We start from the raw sequence: 17,843 nt of genomic DNA, 5'->3' as shown, positions 1-17,843 counted from the left end.
TCTGCCAATAGCCAAGTTCCGAAATTTCAAGGCCCATTTCGCTGAAGAAGGGGATGTTCCTCGCCTAGAAACCTATAACTGAATGATCATCGATTAATGTAGTGTGGGCATACAATTTAGCCGAGAAAATGAAAGGTAAACTATGAATTTCGGACGCAGTTATTCGAAGTACTCACCAAAAAAGAACTAAACAGCATCTAAAGCCTTTCTTTTGTGATCTTTAACCTGTTTGAAATGACTTGGCGTTAAACCAGTTATTTTTTTAAACTGATTGCTTAAATAAGCGACACTGGAATAGTTCATGCGGTAAGCAATTTCGCTCAGGGAAAGTTCATCGTATACCAATAATTCTTTGACTTTTTCGATCTTTTGAGCAATAAAGTACTTCTCAATAGTCGTTCCCTCCACCTGCGAAAACAAATTTGAAAGATAGTTGTAGTCGTGATGAAGTTTGCTGCTCAAAAATTCCGAGAACGTGATTTTGATGTCATTTTCAGTATGATGGATAAGCTCAATGATCGTATTTTTTATTCTCTCGATGATGCGGCTCTTTTTATCGTCGATCAGTGTAAACCCAAGTTTGATAAGAGAACCTTCCAGCTTCTCTTTTTCTTCAGGGCTGAGATCATTTTTAATTTCCACTTCGCCTAATACTATTTTTTCAGTCTCCAGGCCTAAATCTTCGAATTCGTGCCGAACGGCGGTGACGCAACGGCTGCATACCATGTTTTTTATGTATAGTGTTGTCATGTTAATGTATTGATTCTTTTAGTCTTCGATATATAATTTAAGTGATAAATGGGGATACAAAATCCTCATAGGATGTCGAGATGTAATAGTTAGATTCCACGACTTTTTTCCCAGAGAATTTTTATATACCTTAATTTGCAATAATCTTCACTAAAGATTGCATGCCAGAATTCTTTAGAAGTTAATTTTACAATTCTTCTATTTTATAGCCATGATTTTCAATAATTGCTATAACCTGCTCCTTGGTCACCTTGTCAGTGCTCACGGTAAGAATTTTTTGAGGGTTACCGGTGTCTACGCTCCAGCTGCAAATTCCTTCAGTATGATCGAGGCTGTTTTGAATTTTAGAGACACATCCACCACAGTTAATGTTCGTTTTAAATTGATAGTTCTTCGTTTCCATTGTTATAAATTTAATTATTTGACACTGCTAATATCCGTACAAACGCTCTGGTTATTGTTGCACAATCTTTAGATTTATTTATAAGATTTACTGTCTGGGCTAGCCCACTTTAATCGCAGACTATTAGCTAAAACACTTAGGCTACTTAATGCCATCGCTCCGCCAGCTATCATTGGATTAAGTAAGAAACCATTTATTGGATAAAGTAACCCTGCCGCAATTGGAACTCCGATTAAATTATATATAAATGCCCAAAACAGGTTTTGCCTAATAGTTTTAACTGTTCGTTTCGATAGGCTAATTGCATGAGATATCTTAGTGAGGTCAGAAGAAATAATTGTCATTTTAGCAACATCCATTGCAATATCTGAGCCTTTTCCCATGGCAATGCTTACATCAGCTGTAGCTAGCGCGGTACTATCATTGATACCATCGCCTACCATTGCCACAACCTTACCTTTATTTCGAAGTGCCTTAACAAAGTCAGCTTTTTGCTGTGGTAAAACATCAGCACTATATTGAGAAATGCCAACTTCCTCCGCGATGGCTTTTGCAGCAGCGCTGTTATCTCCTGTCAGCATATAAACCTCGATGCCCAGGTTCTGCATGTCTTTAACGGCCTGGGCAGATGTGCCTTTGACTTTATCAGAAATTGCTATTACCGATATAGCCTGATCATCTTCCGAAAACCATATGACCGTTTTAGAGCTTCCAGACCATTTATCTGCATGCACTTGTAGTTCATCGGCCACTCTCACTCCATTTTCCATCAAAAGCCTTCTGTTACCCACCAAATAGGCTTTCCCGTTAAATTTCCCCCTTGCGCCCTTGCCTGTTATACTTTCGAAGTCAGATAATATTATTGTGGATTCGTCTCCCAAATATTTCAAAACTGATTCTGCCAATGGGTGCTCGGATTGCTTTTCGATGCTTAAAAGTATATCTTTTGCTGTATTATCATTGTTCAGCCAAATGATTTCCTCTATTATGGGACTTCCCTCAGTAATTGTCCCTGTTTTATCTAATATGATCGCGTTGACATTCCTTGCCAACTCTAAACTTTCGGCATCCTTTATTAGAATACCCATTTCTGCTCCCTTTCCAACGCCAACCATTATTGCCGTAGGTGTTGCCAATCCTAACGCACACGGACAGGCGATAACCAATACAGTAACTGCGGCCAATAGTCCTTGTACAATACCGCTTTGACCTCCGAAAACGAACCATGCGGCAAATGTCAAGATAGCGATTCCAATAATAGACGGCACAAAAATGCCTGCAACCTTATCAACTAACTTCTGCACAGGAGCCTTGCTGCCTTGTGCATCTTGCACCATTCGGATGATTTGCGAAAGCATAGTGTCCTTTCCCACTCTTGTTGCCCTGAACTGAAAACTTCCTTTTTGGTTGATAGTCCCTGCAAACACTTTATCGTTAATTACTTTTGGCAGAGGCAACGGCTCACCGCTCAACATGCTTTCGTCAACATATGAAGTCCCTAAAGTGATAATCCCATCAACGGCAATCTTTTCACCAGGTTTTACAAGTATAACCTGCCCTTCATGTACCTCTTCAATGAGAACCTCCACCTCACTCCCATCTGCCTGCACTGACACAACAGTTTTAGGCTGCAGGCCCATAAGCTTTTTTATTGCTGATGAAGTACCCCCCTTAGCTTTTTCTTCCAGAAGTTTACCTAGCAATATAAATGTTATGATAACTGCAGCGGCCTCAAAATAAACGTGGGCATGCAAACCCCGTTGTTGCCAAAAACCTGCAAACAACATATTAAAGACACTAAATCCATAGGCCATGCCAGTGCTCAGCGCTACTAAAGTATCCATGTTGGCATTACCGTGTTTTGCCTGTTTCCATGCATTTACAAAAAAATCCCTGCCTAGCCATACAACAACCGGAGTCGAGAAAGCCCACATCATATGATTGGCATAAGGTACATTCATAAGAAACATCCCCAGCACCACAACCGGTAAGGAGAGGATCCCCGCCCAAAAGGTTTTTGATTTTAATTGTTTAAATTTCCTTTCATGAATGACTTCCAATGCTTCCATTTGTTCAGGGGAATCTTCTATAAACAGATCATACCCTATATCCTGTACTGATTTCTTGATTTTCAAAGAATCAGTAACTTCAGGAAGATAATCAATTGAAAGGTCAGATGTTGCGAAATTCACTGAGGCTTTGATAACCCCTGGTAGGCGCTTAACAATACTTTCTACACTCCCCGCACATGACGCACAGGTCATCCCCAATACAGGAAAAATTTGCTTGATGGCTTTATTAGTCGATGATTTCATAATTCATTTCTTTTTACAATGCAAATCTGACTTTTTAAGTGTGGTTACACATTACAAAATTTTGAGAATACGTTGTAAAATTCATGTATTGAGAATGAGCGAGTCCAATATTGGACACTAATGAGGACTGCATTTCAAATTAAAAAACCTGGTTATCAAATCATTGCATAAAAAAAATAAAAAATAAATCAAAAAATAGACAGACTGGTTTGTTCGTTTTACGAATTTGCCATACATTTGTCTCTGAAGATGTGATACAAAGGTAGCTTGGAACGCTTTTCATTGCTAGAGATTGCTTTTTCCGGATCTGGCGCGCAATTCGGAAAGGAGTGAAACAATTACTCGCCCAGTGAACGTATTTAAGTAAGCGTTATCATTTGACAACTAATTAATTTAATCCTAAAATTTAAAAATCGGAATTATGAAAACTTTAAAACAAATCTTAGTAATAGCCGCAGTTCTAACCGTAAGATTAGCAAACGCACAAAACAATAACAAACCAACTGCCATCGAGCAGGCGCATGTTAACAAAACCGAGGCTGAGTCAACCAATCAGAATGAGAAAGTTGAGAAAAAATATCCACTGCCACCATTCACCTATGAATCGGCATTGCAAAAAATACAGTTTGCAGAAGACGCCTGGAACTCGCAGGATCCCGAAAGAATATCCAAGGCCTATACCAAGGATAGCGAATGGAGGAACAGAGATCAATTCGTAAATGGAAGGGAAGACATTGTGAAATTTCTTTCCAATAAATGGAAGAAAGAATTGAATTACAAGCTCAAAAAGGAGTATTGGGCGCATGCAGGTAACCGCATCGCGGTGAGGTTTGAGTATGAATATATGACCAAGGACGGAAAATGGTTCAGGGCTTATGGAAATGAAAACTGGGAGTTTGACGAAAACGGCTTAATGGCGAAAAGGTATGCGAGCATCAATGATTTGCCAATTGATGAGAAAGATCGAAAATTTAAATAGCATTTGTGTTAAGGGGCGGAAATGGATAAGAAATACTTTTTTCTTTTCGCCCCTTATTAAAACCTCATTTTCTTTTTGGGCAAAAGGATCAAGTGCTGGCAGGATAGCAATGTCCTGTGGCAGAATCATTAAGGTCATGATTTATTCTAACTGTCTTTTCTATCCAACCACCGATCATTATACCGGTTTCAACGATTTGAAAAGATGATGGAACCTTTAGGCTGCTAGCTTTAGTTAAAGGTGCACTATTCCTACAAGCATATCCCCGTAATTCTTCTTACTTCAATGCGCTATGACCAGATTGGGGAAATAGATTGTGAAGCTGATGCCATTTTGGGCAAGCCCTTGGTTACTGATAATCTTATACTAACTATAGAAGCTCTTTTGAAATAATGCACTTCAGGCCCTATTTACAGATATAACTTTAGCGACCTTCAAAGAATTTAATTAAATATTTAGTCTTCATAATAGAATTTTTGAATCCATTCGCTAAAGGTGAATATACATCTATCCGTCATTACTGATAGTTAGTAAATTTCGTTTTAGGTAGCAATAAGGGATAGAAGCGTCATAAGCGCTGAATCACGCTGTTCGAAGTTCTGAAATAAAAAGGTGTATGAATCTTTAGCGGTACTAATGTGTATCTCAGGAAAATCCTTACTCAGTATCCGATCTTCACTGTCATATTGAATGAGATCTTTAGGTTTAACCAATTCGATGCAGGACATGCGGATGTATGTGTTTTGAACGCGAATAAATTTTCCGTGTTTAGATATTAGCATATATTAGATTGAGCGTAATTATATTAAATCCATTATTTTTATGATCGTGGTCGGAAATGCTTGTCAAAAAATGCTTTAATGGCAACAAATTTCATTTGCTTCGAGGCCAAGGTGTTGTAAAGCTTTCTCACCAGATAACCCTGGTTAACTCATAGAATATTAAGTGACTATCATGTCCATAGTCCGGTGTAATATCGACGGTCTTAGGGGCTTGGTCATCTTCGTCTCTTGACAGCATCTTGTGTAAACCAAGTTCCCAGTCATTCCAACTTCTAACATATCAAATATTACTACAATTTAGCCTTCGAAAGTAGATGATAAGCATGGGTTAACACTTCAGGGATAGGATTTACCATCTTTCTCTTGAGAATATCAAACCAGGCGATACTGACAGTAAGTTTTGCTTTGACCTTATTCCGATCATCAATAAATTCATGAACGATTTCCCATTTTGAATAGTCCTCATTAACTTCCTTTACACTAAAATTAATGAATACCACATCTGTATATTTGATTTCCCGAAGGAAAACACACTCCTCCCGTAATAATATAGGTGCAAACTTATCTCTCTCCATGATATCCATGGTAATGCCCAACTCATTAAGCACTTCCATCCGGTATTGCGACGCAAGATCATAATAACTACTATGGCGCAAATGAAAATTGGGATCGAGGTCTGCCCAGCGAAGGGTAACTTTTCCTTTTTCTAACATATTATAACTTTAAATTATTACCAAAACTGCCCTTGACGTAGTAGCATTAAAACGTATAAGAAAATCCATAAGTAGCTAACAAATTCGAAATACATCAAACTTCTGGAAAAGAAGCGCTGTCTTTTATCATTTAAAAAGTAAATGAATAAGTCGGCGTTATTATGGAGTGTAAATGCATTAATCGTGATATGAGCAAGGCACAGGAGACCAATGCCAAAGTGAATGCCATGGATGAGCACGATGATCCCCATGATATTGTACTCTTCAATATCCAGGCCGCTTAATATGCTTGACCAGGCGCTGTATTGGAAACACAAAAAGGCTATTCCATTAAGCAAAAGAGCAACGGAAGATACTTGATAACCTATCTTGTTTTCTTCCGATTTAAACTTCCTCAGTTGACTGAGTAGCCAGGAACCTGCTATAACTAGTAGCACGCTTTGGGCGAATTCCAATGGCATGGAATTCCCTGGGGTGAAATGCACAGTTAATAAAATAAAAATAAAAGGCAGAAAAAACAGGGCGATGACTAAAAACAAGGTTAGCATCAAATAATCTAACCTTGTTTTTTTTATGATATTTTTACGCTGCTTATGCAATACGTGAGCCATATTATTTTTTAAGCTGCAAATGGGTTTATTTTTTCGGGTTACTTTCTTCCCACTGCCGCTGGATGTTTTCAGCAACGGCGTTCCCTTCAAAATCGTGGGGCATATTTGAGCTCATGGTCTGAGAGAACGGAACATCCTGTGGGATAAAATCTAATTCATGACCAAGTTTACTATAATCATAAGGCCACCTGTAAACCGTAGGTATTTCTCCAGGCCAGTTACCATGAAAGTGTTCGACAGGCGTAGTCCATTCAAGTGTATTGGCTTGCCAAGGATTCTGCGTTGCAGGCTTACCTTTGAAAATGGAATAAAAGAAGTTAAACAAAAACGCAACCTGGGCCAGCGCAGCAATAATAGCTGCCCAAGTAACAAATACATTCACTGTCATCCATTTTTGCATAAATTCAAATTCTGTGAACGCATAATATCTCCTTGGAACGCCATCCAGACCTAAAAAATGAAGTGGAAAAAATACGAGATAGGCACATATAAATGTCAACCAGAAATGGAGATAGCCAAGCTTTGCATTCATCATCCGTCCAAACATTTTCGGAAACCAGTGATATACTCCCGCGAGCATTCCAAAAATTGCTGCAGAACCCATTACCAAGTGAAAATGTGCTACAACAAAGTAGGTATCATGTAAGTTGATATCCAAAGATGCATTACCCAAAAATAGACCGGTTAAACCTCCTGAAATGAAAAATGAGACTAACCCAATAGCAAAAAGCATGGCTGGAGTGAACTTTATATTACCTCTCCACAATGTGGCGAGGTAATTAAATGTTTTTACGGCTGAGGGAACGGCAATGATTAAGGTGGTAATCATGAACACCCCGCCCAGTAAAGGGTTCATGCCTGTAACGAACATATGGTGTCCCCACACTATAAATGAGAGGACAGTGATACCAATCAATGAATATACCATTGCATGATATCCAAATATCGGCTTTCTCGAATTCACAGAGATTACTTCAGAAGATATCCCCAGTGCCGGCATAATCACAATATACACTTCGGGATGTCCTAGAAACCAGAAGAGATGTTGCCATAAAATTGGTGAGCCACCTTCGTTTGGCAAAATATTCGTTCCCATTACGATGTCAGAAAGGTAAAAGCTAGTTCCGAAGTTTCTGTCGAAAATTAGAAATACCACCCCGGCAATCAGCACTGGAAATGATAATATCCCAAGAATGGCAGTCAGCATCAACGCCCAAATTGGTAATGGCATCTTCCATAAATCCATGCCTTTGGTACGCATATTCAGGATAGTACTAACATAATTTATGCCGCCCATCATTTGTGAAACGATGAAAAATGTCATACTGATCAACCATAACGTCATCCCCAGCCCCGAACCGGAAATCGCAGTGGGAAGTACGGAGAGTGGTGGATAGATGGTCCATCCGGCCGCCGCAGGACCAGTTTGAACAAAGAATGAGCTCATCATGATGATGCATGCCAAAAGGAAAAACCAGTAAGATAACATATTCATGAATGGCGATGCCATATCACGTGCTCCGATCTGCAAGGGTATCAAAAGGTTACTGAAAGTCCCACTCAGACCTGCGGTCAACACAAAAAATACCATGATGGTTCCATGAATGGTCACCAACGCTAGATAAAAGTCAGGTTTTATACGGCCACCCTCAGCCCATTTCCCTAAAAACGTTTCCAGAAAAGGGAAATTTTTATCAGGCCAGGCGAGTTGAATTCTGAACAGAATCGATAATACCATGGCGATTACTGCCATCACAATTCCGGTAATCAGGAACTGTTTTGCAATCATTTTGTGATCGCGGCTAAAAATATACTTGCTAATAAGTGATTCCTTAACATGATGACTATCGGCATGTTGCAACGAAACATGTGAATCAGATTGTATTGTAGTGGACATTTTAGATAAAATAATTAGATTGACTAAAATGCAAATGTCCGCAAGAAGCAGGTTTGATTCGTGTACTATTATCTAATCGTGATGTACTTTTTGGAAATATCAAAACGAGATTTCGGTCAGATAGTAATCTGATTGGCCATGCGCCTGAAGTTCTCCGGGGAGATGCCTGTCTTGTTCTTAAAAAACCTTGAAAAATAGGCTCGGTCTTCGAAGTTGAGCACGTATGCGATTTCTTTGATCGTGAGGTTGCTACTTATAATTTTTCGCTTTGCCTCGATGATCAGTCTTTTGTGAAGCGCCTGTGTAGAGGTGATGTTGAGTTTACCCTGAAGAATCTGATTTAAGCGTTTTTCACCAATTCCAAGGCGCTCAGCGTAAAATGCCGTTTTTCGCTCCTGAACGTAATGCTCTTCCATCAATAATAAAAATTCATAAGTCCTTTTCTGATTGAAATCCTGTTCCGGTAGTGCTTTTTGTTCTGCCCTAAGTATATTACGTAGGAACACCTTCAATAAAGCTTTAAGAATGGAAATATCTGACAATGGATTTAGGCATTCTTCGTATATTAACTTGAAGGTTATCTTTAATGTTTCTGCAATTTGCGGGCTTAAGTCAATTGACGCATTCCACCCAAGCAAATTGAATAGCTTGAAGACATCGATTGAAAAATCTTTATCTTCTTCATCCAGGCAATCTCTTTTGAAAGCAATAAATTTACCGGACGACGACTTAATGTTCACCTTGGGAGACCGAAAGGGTCCGACTAACATTAGGTAGTCTCTATTTTGCCCCTTAGCTTTGCTCTTTTCATACCAGTAAATCTCGAAAAAGTCTTCCCTTGAAGGATCAGTTTGAAAATCCTCCGGTATATCTTTGAAATTATGTACAATAAGCTTTTCTGTATTCATACGGGCTTACAATATTACAAAACATTTCGATTGACCAAGCAATCAGAAGGGGATATAAATGTATGATGGATTGACTTTTTTTTAGCTTAACACTGTATCAGATGTACCTTAGCCTAACTCTCAGAAGCTTATAGATGGTAAAAACATATGTTTATCTTGTACCGTAAAAATTTACCACTATTATTGATTATCCCTAGTCCGACTGGGTGAAAAGCAATAGCAGAGCGTGACCTTTTGCCCTTTATACCTCTTGTAGAAATACCTAATAAAACATCTGTTTATTGGGAAAAACGCATAGCACCCATCAAACCATTAAGTGTAAGTCCTAAACACAACAAAACCAATTACCAAATACGAAGCAGTGATGGGGATGTCATTATCATTTTTCGAAAAACAGGCAGTTTTCAGCCAAAAAATTAGGCTCAATAAGAAAGATTTACAATCAATTACGGCTATGGTTGAATTCATGACCTGCAACGATCAGAAGTGCCTGCCACCAGATGAGGTGGAACTGACTATTCCACTGACCAAGTAGCGTATTGCGATGCTTCGAATGCTTAAGTGAACCGGTTATGTGAATGTTAATTCCACAGAGCATTCTTCTTTAACAACCTGCCTATTGCAATTAGGCAGGTTGTTATCTCATAAGCGGTGTCTAGAGGCTTTAATTTAGCTTAAATTCGAAGAATCATTTCTCACAACCATGGTCTAAAAAAGCGGCTGAAACATCGAAAATTGTTAGCGTCCAATCTTTCAGGCTTCTTATATACTCTGTTCGTAACCTCATCAGTGACCAGATTGCAAGATAGGGTGTAAGGATAAATATGTCACCGCTATGTTTGCTTTTTCAAATGATTCAGAAGAAAACGCGCAAAAATATACCGATTTGTGAGATTGACAAACACCATCAGATAACCAGCTGACAACCAAAGAAAATAATTTTTCTTACGAAAATGAACTGCAAATTTAAGGTTAAGCGTGCCTAACCTGAACCGGATTCCGCTTCCAGAATACAGTCAATATTATACATCATGTCATCACTCGCCCAGATCCACGCATGGTCCATAACGATCTCGAGAAGCGTCTCTTCTGCTCCGTATCCACAAAGTGGCGTCCGTCCGGGATCATCATTATCATACACCATAATCCCGTCACCGTTATCAGTATAAATAGTAAAGCGCAGCGAAACCAGTGATTTATGGAAGATTTTCCCATCGCAGTTTTTAATTTTTGAATGTTTAGCAGCCATTTTTTTTTGACCAGACCAGGACTGGATTAAGGGAAAAACAAACAAGGAACGTGGAATAAAAAGCGAAGCGGTTTATGCCGCGAAAGTCCTTTTGAATTTTGACCATCCAGTACCTTGGTCAATAAAAGATATGGCTAGCTAATGAAATACTAGATGCGAACACAAAAAACTAAATCAATGGTTATGTAACCTTCGAAATCCACCGTAACCAAATATTCTTATCCTATAGTTTTCACATGCTAATGCCTATCAATTGAATGACCATTATCAATATATTCCAACAATATTTGTAGCACTCTTTTGTACCTCTCGTGGATATACGGCATGGAAAGTCTGCTGACCGGAAATGACCAAACAATACATCTGGCTCACTTGTTGGAATAAAATGTTAAGGAGAAAGAAGATCAAATCAAAAGAGCAGTCCGATGCAGGATTGGAACTGGAAAAATCTGGCGATACTACGGGTGCTATCAAGCTATACCAAAAGGCGACTGTAGCAGATCCCACCAATCACCATGCCTGGAACAGGCTCATGATACTTTACCGAAAGACCTGATCAAAAGAAGACGAAGTAAAACTAATTAATCTTGCCATTTCCAGCTACCAGGACACCATACACAACAAACATGAAGATTGGGCAAAGCAGAACAGCGAAAAGGCCGAAAACACGCGTGAACTCGCCCAGGTGCTTGGCTTGCTCGAACCAACCGGAATTCCAAAAAGTGATGACGCTACCATTGAAAAATGGCAGACCAGATTGTACCTGCTGGAATATCGTGTCAAGAATGCCAGGAAAACAATGCCTGCGAAAAAGAAATCAAAAGCCACAACGTCCAAGCCGAAAGTCGAAGTTCCAAAAGCGAAACAAAAACCAAAAAAGAATATTGCGAAAACAAGAACTAAAAAACCAAGAACTAAAAAATAACCACCCTTTGGAAAATGCGACAATAGTATAGAATACCCGCTTTTATTTACGATGGTATGGATCATGTTGCAATGGAAACTGGTTTGCACCTCCATTTCACTCATTTTATACCACCATTTATAGACCAACAGTTTTCGCTGAATACCCTACTGCTAGAAGTTGTCCTGCAGAATTTCGTGAAGTTAGAAATAGTGTAACAGACCCTTCCGTATCCAAAGGCCTAACTGAATTATTACTTTTGATATTGCCGGTTATATTGTTCAATTTCCAAGGAAAAATGATCCTATAACCAAACTGTGCTAAAGTTAAGGCATCGTATTAAGCCTCTCCTTCCTGTTCCATAGCTTGATTTCCCCAATTGGTTATAGCCTCTAAAACTGGCAATAAAGTTTTGCCAAAATCAGTAAGACTATATACAACTTTTACAGGTGGTTTTTCACCATAAACTTTTCGTAACACCAAATTATCTTTCTCTAATTGCTTCAGTTGTAAACTTAAAGTCATTTCGGTAATTGCTGGCATTTCCTTGCGGAGTTCATTGTATCTCTTTTCCTGGTCTTTCAAGTGATATAGAATAACCGCTTTCCATTTCCCACCAATGAAATCCATCGTAAGACTAACCGTGCAAGGGTATATCTTACCATTAAGTATAATAGAATCTTTAAGACATTCAGTTTTCATGATTTTAATTTATACTATCCATTTTGATAGATATTGCAAACTTAACTCACTATAGATAGTTTTGCAACTAAAATTATTATAGTATGGCACTGATCATTTTAGCACACCCGAACTTTGAAAACTCTGTAGCTAACAAAACTATTGTTGAAGAACTACAAAACAGTAACTTAAATATAGAACTAAGGAATATTTACAGCTTATATCCTGATTACAAAATTGACGTAAAAGCAGAACAAAATGCATTGTTGAGACATCAGACCATTATTTTCCAGTATCCTATTTATTGGTATAATATGCCAGCTATTTTAAAGCTTTGGTTTGATACTGTATTTGAGTATCAATTTGCTTATGGCTCCAACGGTGACAAATTGAAAGACAAAAGTTTTGTACCAAGCTTTACCATCGGGGGACCTGAATGTGAGTATACCACTTTAGGTGATCATCATTTCCGTGTACACGAATTTTGTAAGAATCTAGAACAAACAGCTTATTATTCAAAAATGAAATACGTTGACCCTATCTATTTTCATGGAACATCTGTAGTTGCTGGTTATACTATAGAAGATGTTAAGAATAAAGCAAAAGATCATGCTATAAGATTGATAGCTCAATTAAATGATTTAAAATCAACGACCTGAGTACATTACCATGTAGAGCGGTTTATTCCTATTTATTTCGATTTTTTAAATCGCTTACTCGCGTGGCTTTCATCCGTCAGGGCAAATCTGAGGCTATGTCTGAACAATTAAGATGTAGAAAAAGACTTAGGAATCCAACCAAATCCCTGACCCTTTTTGACAATATAACCTAATCCTGGCCATGGTAAATGGCAGGACATTGTTAAGCCTCTACTCATCGCTTGTTCTTTTAATATCCGCTTTCTGGTAGCTACTCCTTTTTCAAAATTTGTGTCCCATTCCGTTCCCCATTCAGGGTGTGAAAGTAGTAAGCTGGCATGTACCGTATCAACAATATGTCTCATTTTTTGGTCGTTTGAAAAATTTTAAGTATAGGATGACCTGGTGTGTGGCCTTCTGCTAATTCGGTCTGAATACAGCCAAACAAAGTTTCTCCGAACGTAAAAAGCTTCAATTTATCCTTAATAGCTGCCGTGACACTTCGAGCCAAAATAACACCATCTGTGTTAGAACCTGTATTCTTACTTTTTGAAAAATCAGGGTTCTCAGACATCCAAAAATCATATTCCAATTGAGGTAAGTGATAGTTCGCATTTTGAAATACTCTTTGCCCTGCTGTATCAAGAATGCCACCGATATGGTCTACATGCAAATGCGTAATGAATACATCTGTAAATTCATCCGCTGATATTCATGCAGAATTAAGATTCTTTAAGAATCTACCTGCCTGATCACCGATTGCTGTTCCACTACCCGTACCAATAATTATAATCCTATTTCCTTTTTTAATCACCAAGATATTGATTGCCGCGTCTACTGCATCATCTGATATAAAGTTATCTGCCAAAGCTTCTCTTACTTTTTGTTTTTCGATACCAGGGGCGAAGATCGGCTGGGCGGGATGGATAAATATGTGACCATCCGTAACCACGAGCATCTCAAGCTGTCCTAATTTAAACTTGATGTAGCCTGATGGAGATTTTACTAAATCAAGCACTGGGGCTTGAGCTTTTAATTCATAAGGTGCCAGTGATGCCGAGAACCCTAAGATCCCAGCATATTTTAACAATTCTCTTTTTTTCATCATTTTTTAATCAAAGGTATTTTAATGCTATCTTTGTGTCAAGTACGCACAATTTTGTAACCTACGCACTTGAAGTATACCAAGCTGATAATCAAATAGAACAATATTAAATGATACAAGTAAATACTGAAAAACCAAGATGCGCAGTGGACTATGCCTTTAAAAGAATAGGTGGCAAATATTAAGGGCGTATCTTATGGTATCTACATGACCGATCTGTAATGCGTTACGGCGAGCTCAGAAAAGCTTTTACTGATATAACACCTAAAATGCTTACCCAGACACTAAGGGAATTGGAAGATGATAAACTAGTTAACAGACAAGTTTATCTTGAAGTACCCCCGAAAGTTGAATATTCACTAACACCTGTTGGACAAGAATTAATTCCGTTCATCAATCATTTAAGGGCCTGGGCAGACAAACAGATGTTGGATGACAACTTGGAGACAAAATTAACCTGTTGAATTTCCGTATTAATCTAAAGTCAGCAATCTTACAATATAAATTCCACATTCGGTATCCAGTTAAAAGGGTATGAAGTTTCTATTTTATAGTCAACACTTTTCACTTTGTTAACGATTAAATCCGCAATATCACCGGGGCTTAATGAATAAGCTTCACGGCCTATATCTATTGCGCCTTCGCGCATTGAGGGCTGTGTAGCTGTTTTGAAGAGTTGGGCGATGGTGGTGCCACGCTTTTGGCCAATATTAAAACTGTCTTTTGATCCATCACCATCCTGGCCAGAAAGCACCACACAGACGCCAGATCACCCAATTCTTCTGTCTTTACACTTATCGCATTTGCATAATTCTCTTTAGGATAATTTGCAATGAACGATTTGAGCTTACCTGAAATTGTATTCCATATGTTTATCAGTTCCAATCTGGTTCCTTTAAATTCTAAGGAGAGATATACTGGGTTTGGAACATTTGTCCAGAAGTCCAGCCATATTCTTTCGCACTTAAAATATGTATAGCCGTATCTCTGATACTTCCAAAACTGCTTAAGGCATTTTTGCTCCATTGTTCATCTGTGATTTGGGTAAGCAAGTTAATAACACAGCTGTCTGCCCAATTACTGAATTCGGCTAACTCAATGAAATAAACTTTAAGATCTGTACTGTAATTTTCTTCACATTCTGATAATGTTGTCATCGTTGTTTTTTAAATGTACACAAAGATAAAGATGGGAATTGCGGCGCTGAATGGCCGAAAGTCCAAAATGTGTAGCCAGACGTTCAAACTGCTGAGCCAGTATTGCTTTCCTTCGTTCCGTAAATCATTCGGCTACCAAATGCTGGGTGGAATGTGTAAGAACTATTGCTAATCATCTAATCTCATCTCCATTTTCAAACTTCCGGATCACTGAAACTAAATTTAAATTAATTTATTATATCTCGTTAACGTGACATATTTTTACTTATTCACTATATTTACCAATATAGGCACTATGTTATATGGGGACATACTTCCCATTGACAGCGTTGTGATCAGCACTAGCAGTCATTGATAAGACACATATATATGAAAATTTTTACTTCTCTTTTCTGTTTATTTTTCCATCGAACCGCATCTAGTCAAAGCAAAATTTAGTTTAAGGCTAAGTATTCTGAATTATATGCAACATATACTTTTATTAGCAAAGTTTCCGACGGCTATCCTCATAAAGTATTTAAAACCGAATATTTAGAGTCTAAGTATAATACCACGCAGTACAAGAAGATGGCCGGCCAGCTTGATACACTAAAACTGGATTATAGCTATTACTTCGAATAATATCCGCCAATACTGAAAAATGCGCTGTCATCCAGATCATTGATTGAGAAAATCCTGATCGATAGTAGCCTTAGTAAATATTACCCCAGACAGCATACAGGCGGTTCAAATGGAAAAAGTTCAGGAGCCGGCAACCGATAAGCAAAAATAAATCCAGGCAGCCGTCATTTCTTCTGGCGTGCAACAAAGCGCTTGTTGCACGCAATTGAGGATTACGATTTCTTGCCAAAATGGGAATTAATTCTTTTGCTACGACTTTTGGTGTTATGTTCGAATAATATCCTGGATTATCACATAAAATCAGTTGCACATTTTGTGTTGGAAATTAAGGATTAATATTTACCATGGTACCATATCGCCTGATTGAGAAAAAGTTCCTGTGGGACCATTCTCATCAATTAATGCCATGGCAACGCCAGTTTTAGCGCCTTCTTCCGGAGTTAGGGGTGCCTGATCTGAACCGATAGATGTTTGCACCCAACCTGGACTAACTGCATTCACTTTAATTTTGGAAGCTTCAAGAGCGTTAGCCAGAAAAACCGTGAATTGGTTCAATGCAGTTTTTGATGCACTATAAGCATAAGGTTTTAAAGCGTATAGCCAATGTTCTTTATCTAAATGAGCACCAAAGGAACCGGACACGCTACTGATGTTTACAATTCGCCCGGCCTCGCTTTTTTTGATTATGGGCAATAATGCCTGAGTAAGCTCTACTGTACCAAAATAATTAATATCAAAAGTATCCCGAATGGTCTGAAGCGGAACGGTTGCCGTGTTATTTCCGAACCACGCACCGTCTAAAAATACGGCTGCATTGTTGATTAGAATGTCCAGCACACCATATTCGCTTTCTATGTATTTTCTAACGTTATCAATATCACTCGAATTACTGATGTCCAGTTGTACAAATGTTACATCTAATGATAAATCCCTTAAGGCCGCTTCCGCTATTTTACCTTCTATTTCATTTCTTGCCCCTAAGAGAACTTTAATCTTGTGGGCTGCTAGTTGTTTCGCTGTTTCAAAACCGATGCCTTTATTGGCTCCGGTCACTAATGCTATCTTTGTCATTTCGAAAATTGTTTAATTCCAATGCAAATGTAGCGTAGATAGTATGGCCGATGTTAGCGCAGATGACACCGATCCTTACTAAAATCAAACTTTCACTCACTTAATTTATGAAGCGATTATTCTTTTTGTAGTTTTCGGTAATCCGTAGGGGAACTTCTGGTGTGCTTTTTAAAGAATAAATTGAAATGTGACGGCTCTTCGAAACCCAGTGCAGAAGAAATTTCCACAATATTCCAGTTGGTTAATTTTAATAGGATTTTAGCCTCTTGAACAAGCCTGGCCGCAATGATCGCAGTTACAGTTCTTCCTTTAGATAATTTAACTTGCCGGTTCAAATAATTGGGATGTAGAGAAAGATTGTCTGCGAAATCTTTCGCCGTTTTAAATTTGATCGTATCCTGAGGCGATTCAATAGGAAACTGGGATTCTAATAACCTGATAAAGGAGCAGGCGATAACTTCGGTGGTATTATTTGTTTTCACAAAGGTGCTAATCGGAGCAAGCTTTTGTGCATGGAAAATAATTTCAAGTAAATAAGTGCGAAGCAGATTGTCTTTAAAAGAGCTGTTCTCCTGTGATTCATCAAACATTTTATTGTAGATTTCAATAAAGAGTTTCGTCTGATCTTCTGTAAGCGAATAGATATTCTGCCTGCCAGGTTTATAGATCGAAAATTCGAGTAGACGATAACCGCTGTTAGCTTTGGTGATAAACTCCTCCTTGAACACGCAACTAATCCCTGAGTATCCTAAACCGGTCTGGTGAACCCCAAAAGGAATCTTGGTCGTGGTGAACAGTAAGGAGTTGCCTGAAACATCAATGTTCCTGTCTTCAAATTCAAGCCTGTATTCCCCTTGTAATAAGGTCGCTGTGTAAAATTTCTTCCTGTTATATCCTAATGAAAAAACTGGATTATCAGCTATACTAAGGTCCAGTATATGAAAAGTATCTGCATTATTCTGGATTGTATCTGATAAGGCAATGATATTTGCGGGATCGGTGGAAGATGTATGACCAGATATTTTCATAATCAAAAATAATAGAAAAGTTGATCTCTTA

General features: G+C 38.4%; 21 protein-coding genes. 4 read left to right on the top strand and 17 right to left on the bottom strand.

What is annotated here, in order from left to right:
• Nucleotides 1–186: 186 nt before the first annotated feature.
• The 3 genes from AC570I_RS14990 to AC570I_RS14980 form a co-directional block, all read right to left on the bottom strand.
• Nucleotides 187–750: a helix-turn-helix domain-containing protein gene (locus AC570I_RS14990; RefSeq protein WP_497406077.1), complete on the bottom strand. Its 564-nt coding sequence runs from the start codon at nucleotides 748–750 to the stop codon at nucleotides 187–189.
• A 187-nt stretch (nucleotides 751–937) separates the two neighbouring features.
• Nucleotides 938–1,153, bottom strand: coding sequence for a heavy-metal-associated domain-containing protein (locus AC570I_RS14985; protein ID WP_497406076.1), 216 nt, complete (start codon nucleotides 1,151–1,153; stop codon nucleotides 938–940).
• A 74-nt stretch (nucleotides 1,154–1,227) separates the two neighbouring features.
• Nucleotides 1,228–3,468, bottom strand: coding sequence for a heavy metal translocating P-type ATPase (locus AC570I_RS14980; protein ID WP_497406075.1), 2,241 nt, complete (start codon nucleotides 3,466–3,468; stop codon nucleotides 1,228–1,230).
• Nucleotides 3,469–3,889: 421 nt separating this feature from the next.
• On the opposite strand from AC570I_RS14980, the gene AC570I_RS14975 reads away from it, so the two are divergent.
• Entirely contained in the window at nucleotides 3,890–4,447 is a 558-nt protein-coding gene (locus AC570I_RS14975) for a DUF1348 family protein (protein ID WP_497406074.1), read from the top strand.
• A 542-nt stretch (nucleotides 4,448–4,989) separates the two neighbouring features.
• Here the strand turns inward: AC570I_RS14975 and AC570I_RS14970 are convergent.
• The 6 genes from AC570I_RS14970 to AC570I_RS14945 form a co-directional block, all read right to left on the bottom strand.
• Nucleotides 4,990–5,229, bottom strand: a complete 240-nt coding sequence (locus tag AC570I_RS14970; protein WP_497406073.1) for a hypothetical protein — start codon at nucleotides 5,227–5,229, stop codon at nucleotides 4,990–4,992.
• Between the two features lie 290 nt (nucleotides 5,230–5,519).
• Nucleotides 5,520–5,942, bottom strand: a complete 423-nt coding sequence (locus AC570I_RS14965) for an acyl-CoA thioesterase (protein WP_497406072.1) — start codon at nucleotides 5,940–5,942, stop codon at nucleotides 5,520–5,522.
• Between the two features lie 17 nt (nucleotides 5,943–5,959).
• Nucleotides 5,960–6,553 carry a hypothetical protein gene (locus tag AC570I_RS14960; protein WP_497406071.1) on the bottom strand — a complete coding sequence of 198 codons (594 nt, stop codon included), beginning with the start codon at nucleotides 6,551–6,553 and terminating at the stop codon, nucleotides 5,960–5,962.
• 25 nt (nucleotides 6,554–6,578) lie between these two features.
• The gene (locus AC570I_RS14955) at nucleotides 6,579–8,342 is read right to left on the bottom strand and encodes a cytochrome c oxidase subunit I (RefSeq protein ID WP_497406135.1); all 1,764 of its coding nucleotides are present in this window, start codon (nucleotides 8,340–8,342) and stop codon (nucleotides 6,579–6,581) included.
• Between the two features lie 224 nt (nucleotides 8,343–8,566).
• Nucleotides 8,567–9,358, bottom strand: a complete 792-nt coding sequence (locus AC570I_RS14950) for a helix-turn-helix domain-containing protein (protein ID WP_497406070.1) — start codon at nucleotides 9,356–9,358, stop codon at nucleotides 8,567–8,569.
• A gap of 982 nt (nucleotides 9,359–10,340) precedes the next feature.
• On the bottom strand, nucleotides 10,341–10,607 hold the full coding sequence (locus AC570I_RS14945; RefSeq protein WP_497406069.1) for a hypothetical protein: 267 nt from the start codon (nucleotides 10,605–10,607) through the stop codon (nucleotides 10,341–10,343).
• 385 nt (nucleotides 10,608–10,992) lie between these two features.
• On the opposite strand from AC570I_RS14945, the gene AC570I_RS14940 reads away from it, so the two are divergent.
• Entirely contained in the window at nucleotides 10,993–11,163 is a 171-nt protein-coding gene (locus AC570I_RS14940) for a hypothetical protein (RefSeq protein ID WP_497406068.1), read from the top strand.
• Between the two features lie 687 nt (nucleotides 11,164–11,850).
• Here the strand turns inward: AC570I_RS14940 and AC570I_RS14935 are convergent.
• Entirely contained in the window at nucleotides 11,851–12,213 is a 363-nt protein-coding gene (locus AC570I_RS14935) for a winged helix-turn-helix transcriptional regulator (protein WP_497406067.1), read from the bottom strand.
• A gap of 83 nt (nucleotides 12,214–12,296) precedes the next feature.
• Here AC570I_RS14935 and AC570I_RS14930 point away from each other — a divergent pair, with 83 nt between their 5' ends.
• A complete protein-coding gene (locus AC570I_RS14930) occupies nucleotides 12,297–12,851 on the top strand; it encodes an NAD(P)H-dependent oxidoreductase (RefSeq protein WP_497406066.1) in 555 nt (184 codons plus the stop codon).
• Nucleotides 12,852–12,958: 107 nt separating this feature from the next.
• Here the strand turns inward: AC570I_RS14930 and AC570I_RS14925 are convergent, their stop codons facing one another.
• From AC570I_RS14925 to AC570I_RS14915, 3 genes are read right to left on the bottom strand one after another with little or no spacing between them, the layout of a single operon-like run.
• Complete coding sequence (locus AC570I_RS14925) at nucleotides 12,959–13,195, bottom strand: hypothetical protein (RefSeq protein WP_497406065.1); 237 nt, start codon at nucleotides 13,193–13,195, stop codon at nucleotides 12,959–12,961.
• The gene (locus AC570I_RS14920; RefSeq protein WP_497406134.1) at nucleotides 13,192–13,542 is read right to left on the bottom strand and encodes an MBL fold metallo-hydrolase; all 351 of its coding nucleotides are present in this window, start codon (nucleotides 13,540–13,542) and stop codon (nucleotides 13,192–13,194) included. The genes AC570I_RS14925 and AC570I_RS14920 overlap by 4 nt, the downstream gene beginning before the upstream one ends.
• A complete protein-coding gene (locus AC570I_RS14915) occupies nucleotides 13,543–13,938 on the bottom strand; it encodes a hypothetical protein (protein ID WP_497406064.1) in 396 nt (131 codons plus the stop codon). It abuts the gene before it with no gap.
• Nucleotides 13,939–14,126: 188 nt separating this feature from the next.
• Between AC570I_RS14915 and AC570I_RS14910 the strand changes: the two genes are divergently transcribed.
• The gene (locus tag AC570I_RS14910; protein ID WP_497406133.1) at nucleotides 14,127–14,399 is read left to right on the top strand and encodes a winged helix-turn-helix transcriptional regulator; all 273 of its coding nucleotides are present in this window, start codon (nucleotides 14,127–14,129) and stop codon (nucleotides 14,397–14,399) included.
• 29 nt (nucleotides 14,400–14,428) lie between these two features.
• On the opposite strand, the gene AC570I_RS14905 is transcribed toward AC570I_RS14910, so the two are convergent.
• From AC570I_RS14905 to AC570I_RS14890, 4 genes are all read right to left on the bottom strand, one after another.
• On the bottom strand, nucleotides 14,429–14,689 hold the full coding sequence (locus AC570I_RS14905) for a chemotaxis protein CheB (protein WP_497406063.1): 261 nt from the start codon (nucleotides 14,687–14,689) through the stop codon (nucleotides 14,429–14,431).
• 148 nt (nucleotides 14,690–14,837) lie between these two features.
• Nucleotides 14,838–15,092: a DinB family protein gene (locus AC570I_RS14900; protein WP_497406062.1), complete on the bottom strand. Its 255-nt coding sequence runs from the start codon at nucleotides 15,090–15,092 to the stop codon at nucleotides 14,838–14,840.
• Nucleotides 15,093–16,052: 960 nt separating this feature from the next.
• Nucleotides 16,053–16,784, bottom strand: coding sequence for an SDR family oxidoreductase (locus AC570I_RS14895; protein WP_497406061.1), 732 nt, complete (start codon nucleotides 16,782–16,784; stop codon nucleotides 16,053–16,055).
• Nucleotides 16,785–16,900: 116 nt separating this feature from the next.
• On the bottom strand, nucleotides 16,901–17,812 hold the full coding sequence (locus tag AC570I_RS14890) for a helix-turn-helix domain-containing protein (RefSeq protein WP_497406060.1): 912 nt from the start codon (nucleotides 17,810–17,812) through the stop codon (nucleotides 16,901–16,903).
• Between the last annotated feature and the right edge of the window lie 31 nt (nucleotides 17,813–17,843).

This window comes from Pedobacter sp. A2324, from assembly GCF_059693705.1.
Note: the sequence above shows the minus strand (reverse complement) of the source record. Positions and strands in the feature narration are given on the sequence as shown.

Coding starts and splice junctions, on each gene's coding strand:
- AC570I_RS14990 (WP_497406077.1), bottom strand. CDS start 750: ATGACAACACTATACATAAAAAACATGGTATGCAGCCGTTGCGTCACC.
- AC570I_RS14985 (WP_497406076.1), bottom strand. CDS start 1,153: ATGGAAACGAAGAACTATCAATTTAAAACGAACATTAACTGTGGTGGA.
- AC570I_RS14980 (WP_497406075.1), bottom strand. CDS start 3,468: ATGAAATCATCGACTAATAAAGCCATCAAGCAAATTTTTCCTGTATTG.
- AC570I_RS14975 (WP_497406074.1), top strand. CDS start 3,890: ATGAAAACTTTAAAACAAATCTTAGTAATAGCCGCAGTTCTAACCGTA.
- AC570I_RS14970 (WP_497406073.1), bottom strand. CDS start 5,229: ATGCTAATATCTAAACACGGAAAATTTATTCGCGTTCAAAACACATAC.
- AC570I_RS14965 (WP_497406072.1), bottom strand. CDS start 5,942: ATGTTAGAAAAAGGAAAAGTTACCCTTCGCTGGGCAGACCTCGATCCC.
- AC570I_RS14960 (WP_497406071.1), bottom strand. CDS start 6,553: ATGGCTCACGTATTGCATAAGCAGCGTAAAAATATCATAAAAAAAACA.
- AC570I_RS14955 (WP_497406135.1), bottom strand. CDS start 8,342: ATGATTGCAAAACAGTTCCTGATTACCGGAATTGTGATGGCAGTAATC.
- AC570I_RS14950 (WP_497406070.1), bottom strand. CDS start 9,358: ATGAATACAGAAAAGCTTATTGTACATAATTTCAAAGATATACCGGAG.
- AC570I_RS14945 (WP_497406069.1), bottom strand. CDS start 10,607: ATGGCTGCTAAACATTCAAAAATTAAAAACTGCGATGGGAAAATCTTC.
- AC570I_RS14940 (WP_497406068.1), top strand. CDS start 10,993: ATGTTAAGGAGAAAGAAGATCAAATCAAAAGAGCAGTCCGATGCAGGA.
- AC570I_RS14935 (WP_497406067.1), bottom strand. CDS start 12,213: ATGAAAACTGAATGTCTTAAAGATTCTATTATACTTAATGGTAAGATA.
- AC570I_RS14930 (WP_497406066.1), top strand. CDS start 12,297: ATGGCACTGATCATTTTAGCACACCCGAACTTTGAAAACTCTGTAGCT.
- AC570I_RS14925 (WP_497406065.1), bottom strand. CDS start 13,195: ATGAGACATATTGTTGATACGGTACATGCCAGCTTACTACTTTCACAC.
- AC570I_RS14915 (WP_497406064.1), bottom strand. CDS start 13,938: ATGATGAAAAAAAGAGAATTGTTAAAATATGCTGGGATCTTAGGGTTC.
- AC570I_RS14900 (WP_497406062.1), bottom strand. CDS start 15,092: ATGACAACATTATCAGAATGTGAAGAAAATTACAGTACAGATCTTAAA.
- AC570I_RS14895 (WP_497406061.1), bottom strand. CDS start 16,784: ATGACAAAGATAGCATTAGTGACCGGAGCCAATAAAGGCATCGGTTTT.
- AC570I_RS14890 (WP_497406060.1), bottom strand. CDS start 17,812: ATGAAAATATCTGGTCATACATCTTCCACCGATCCCGCAAATATCATT.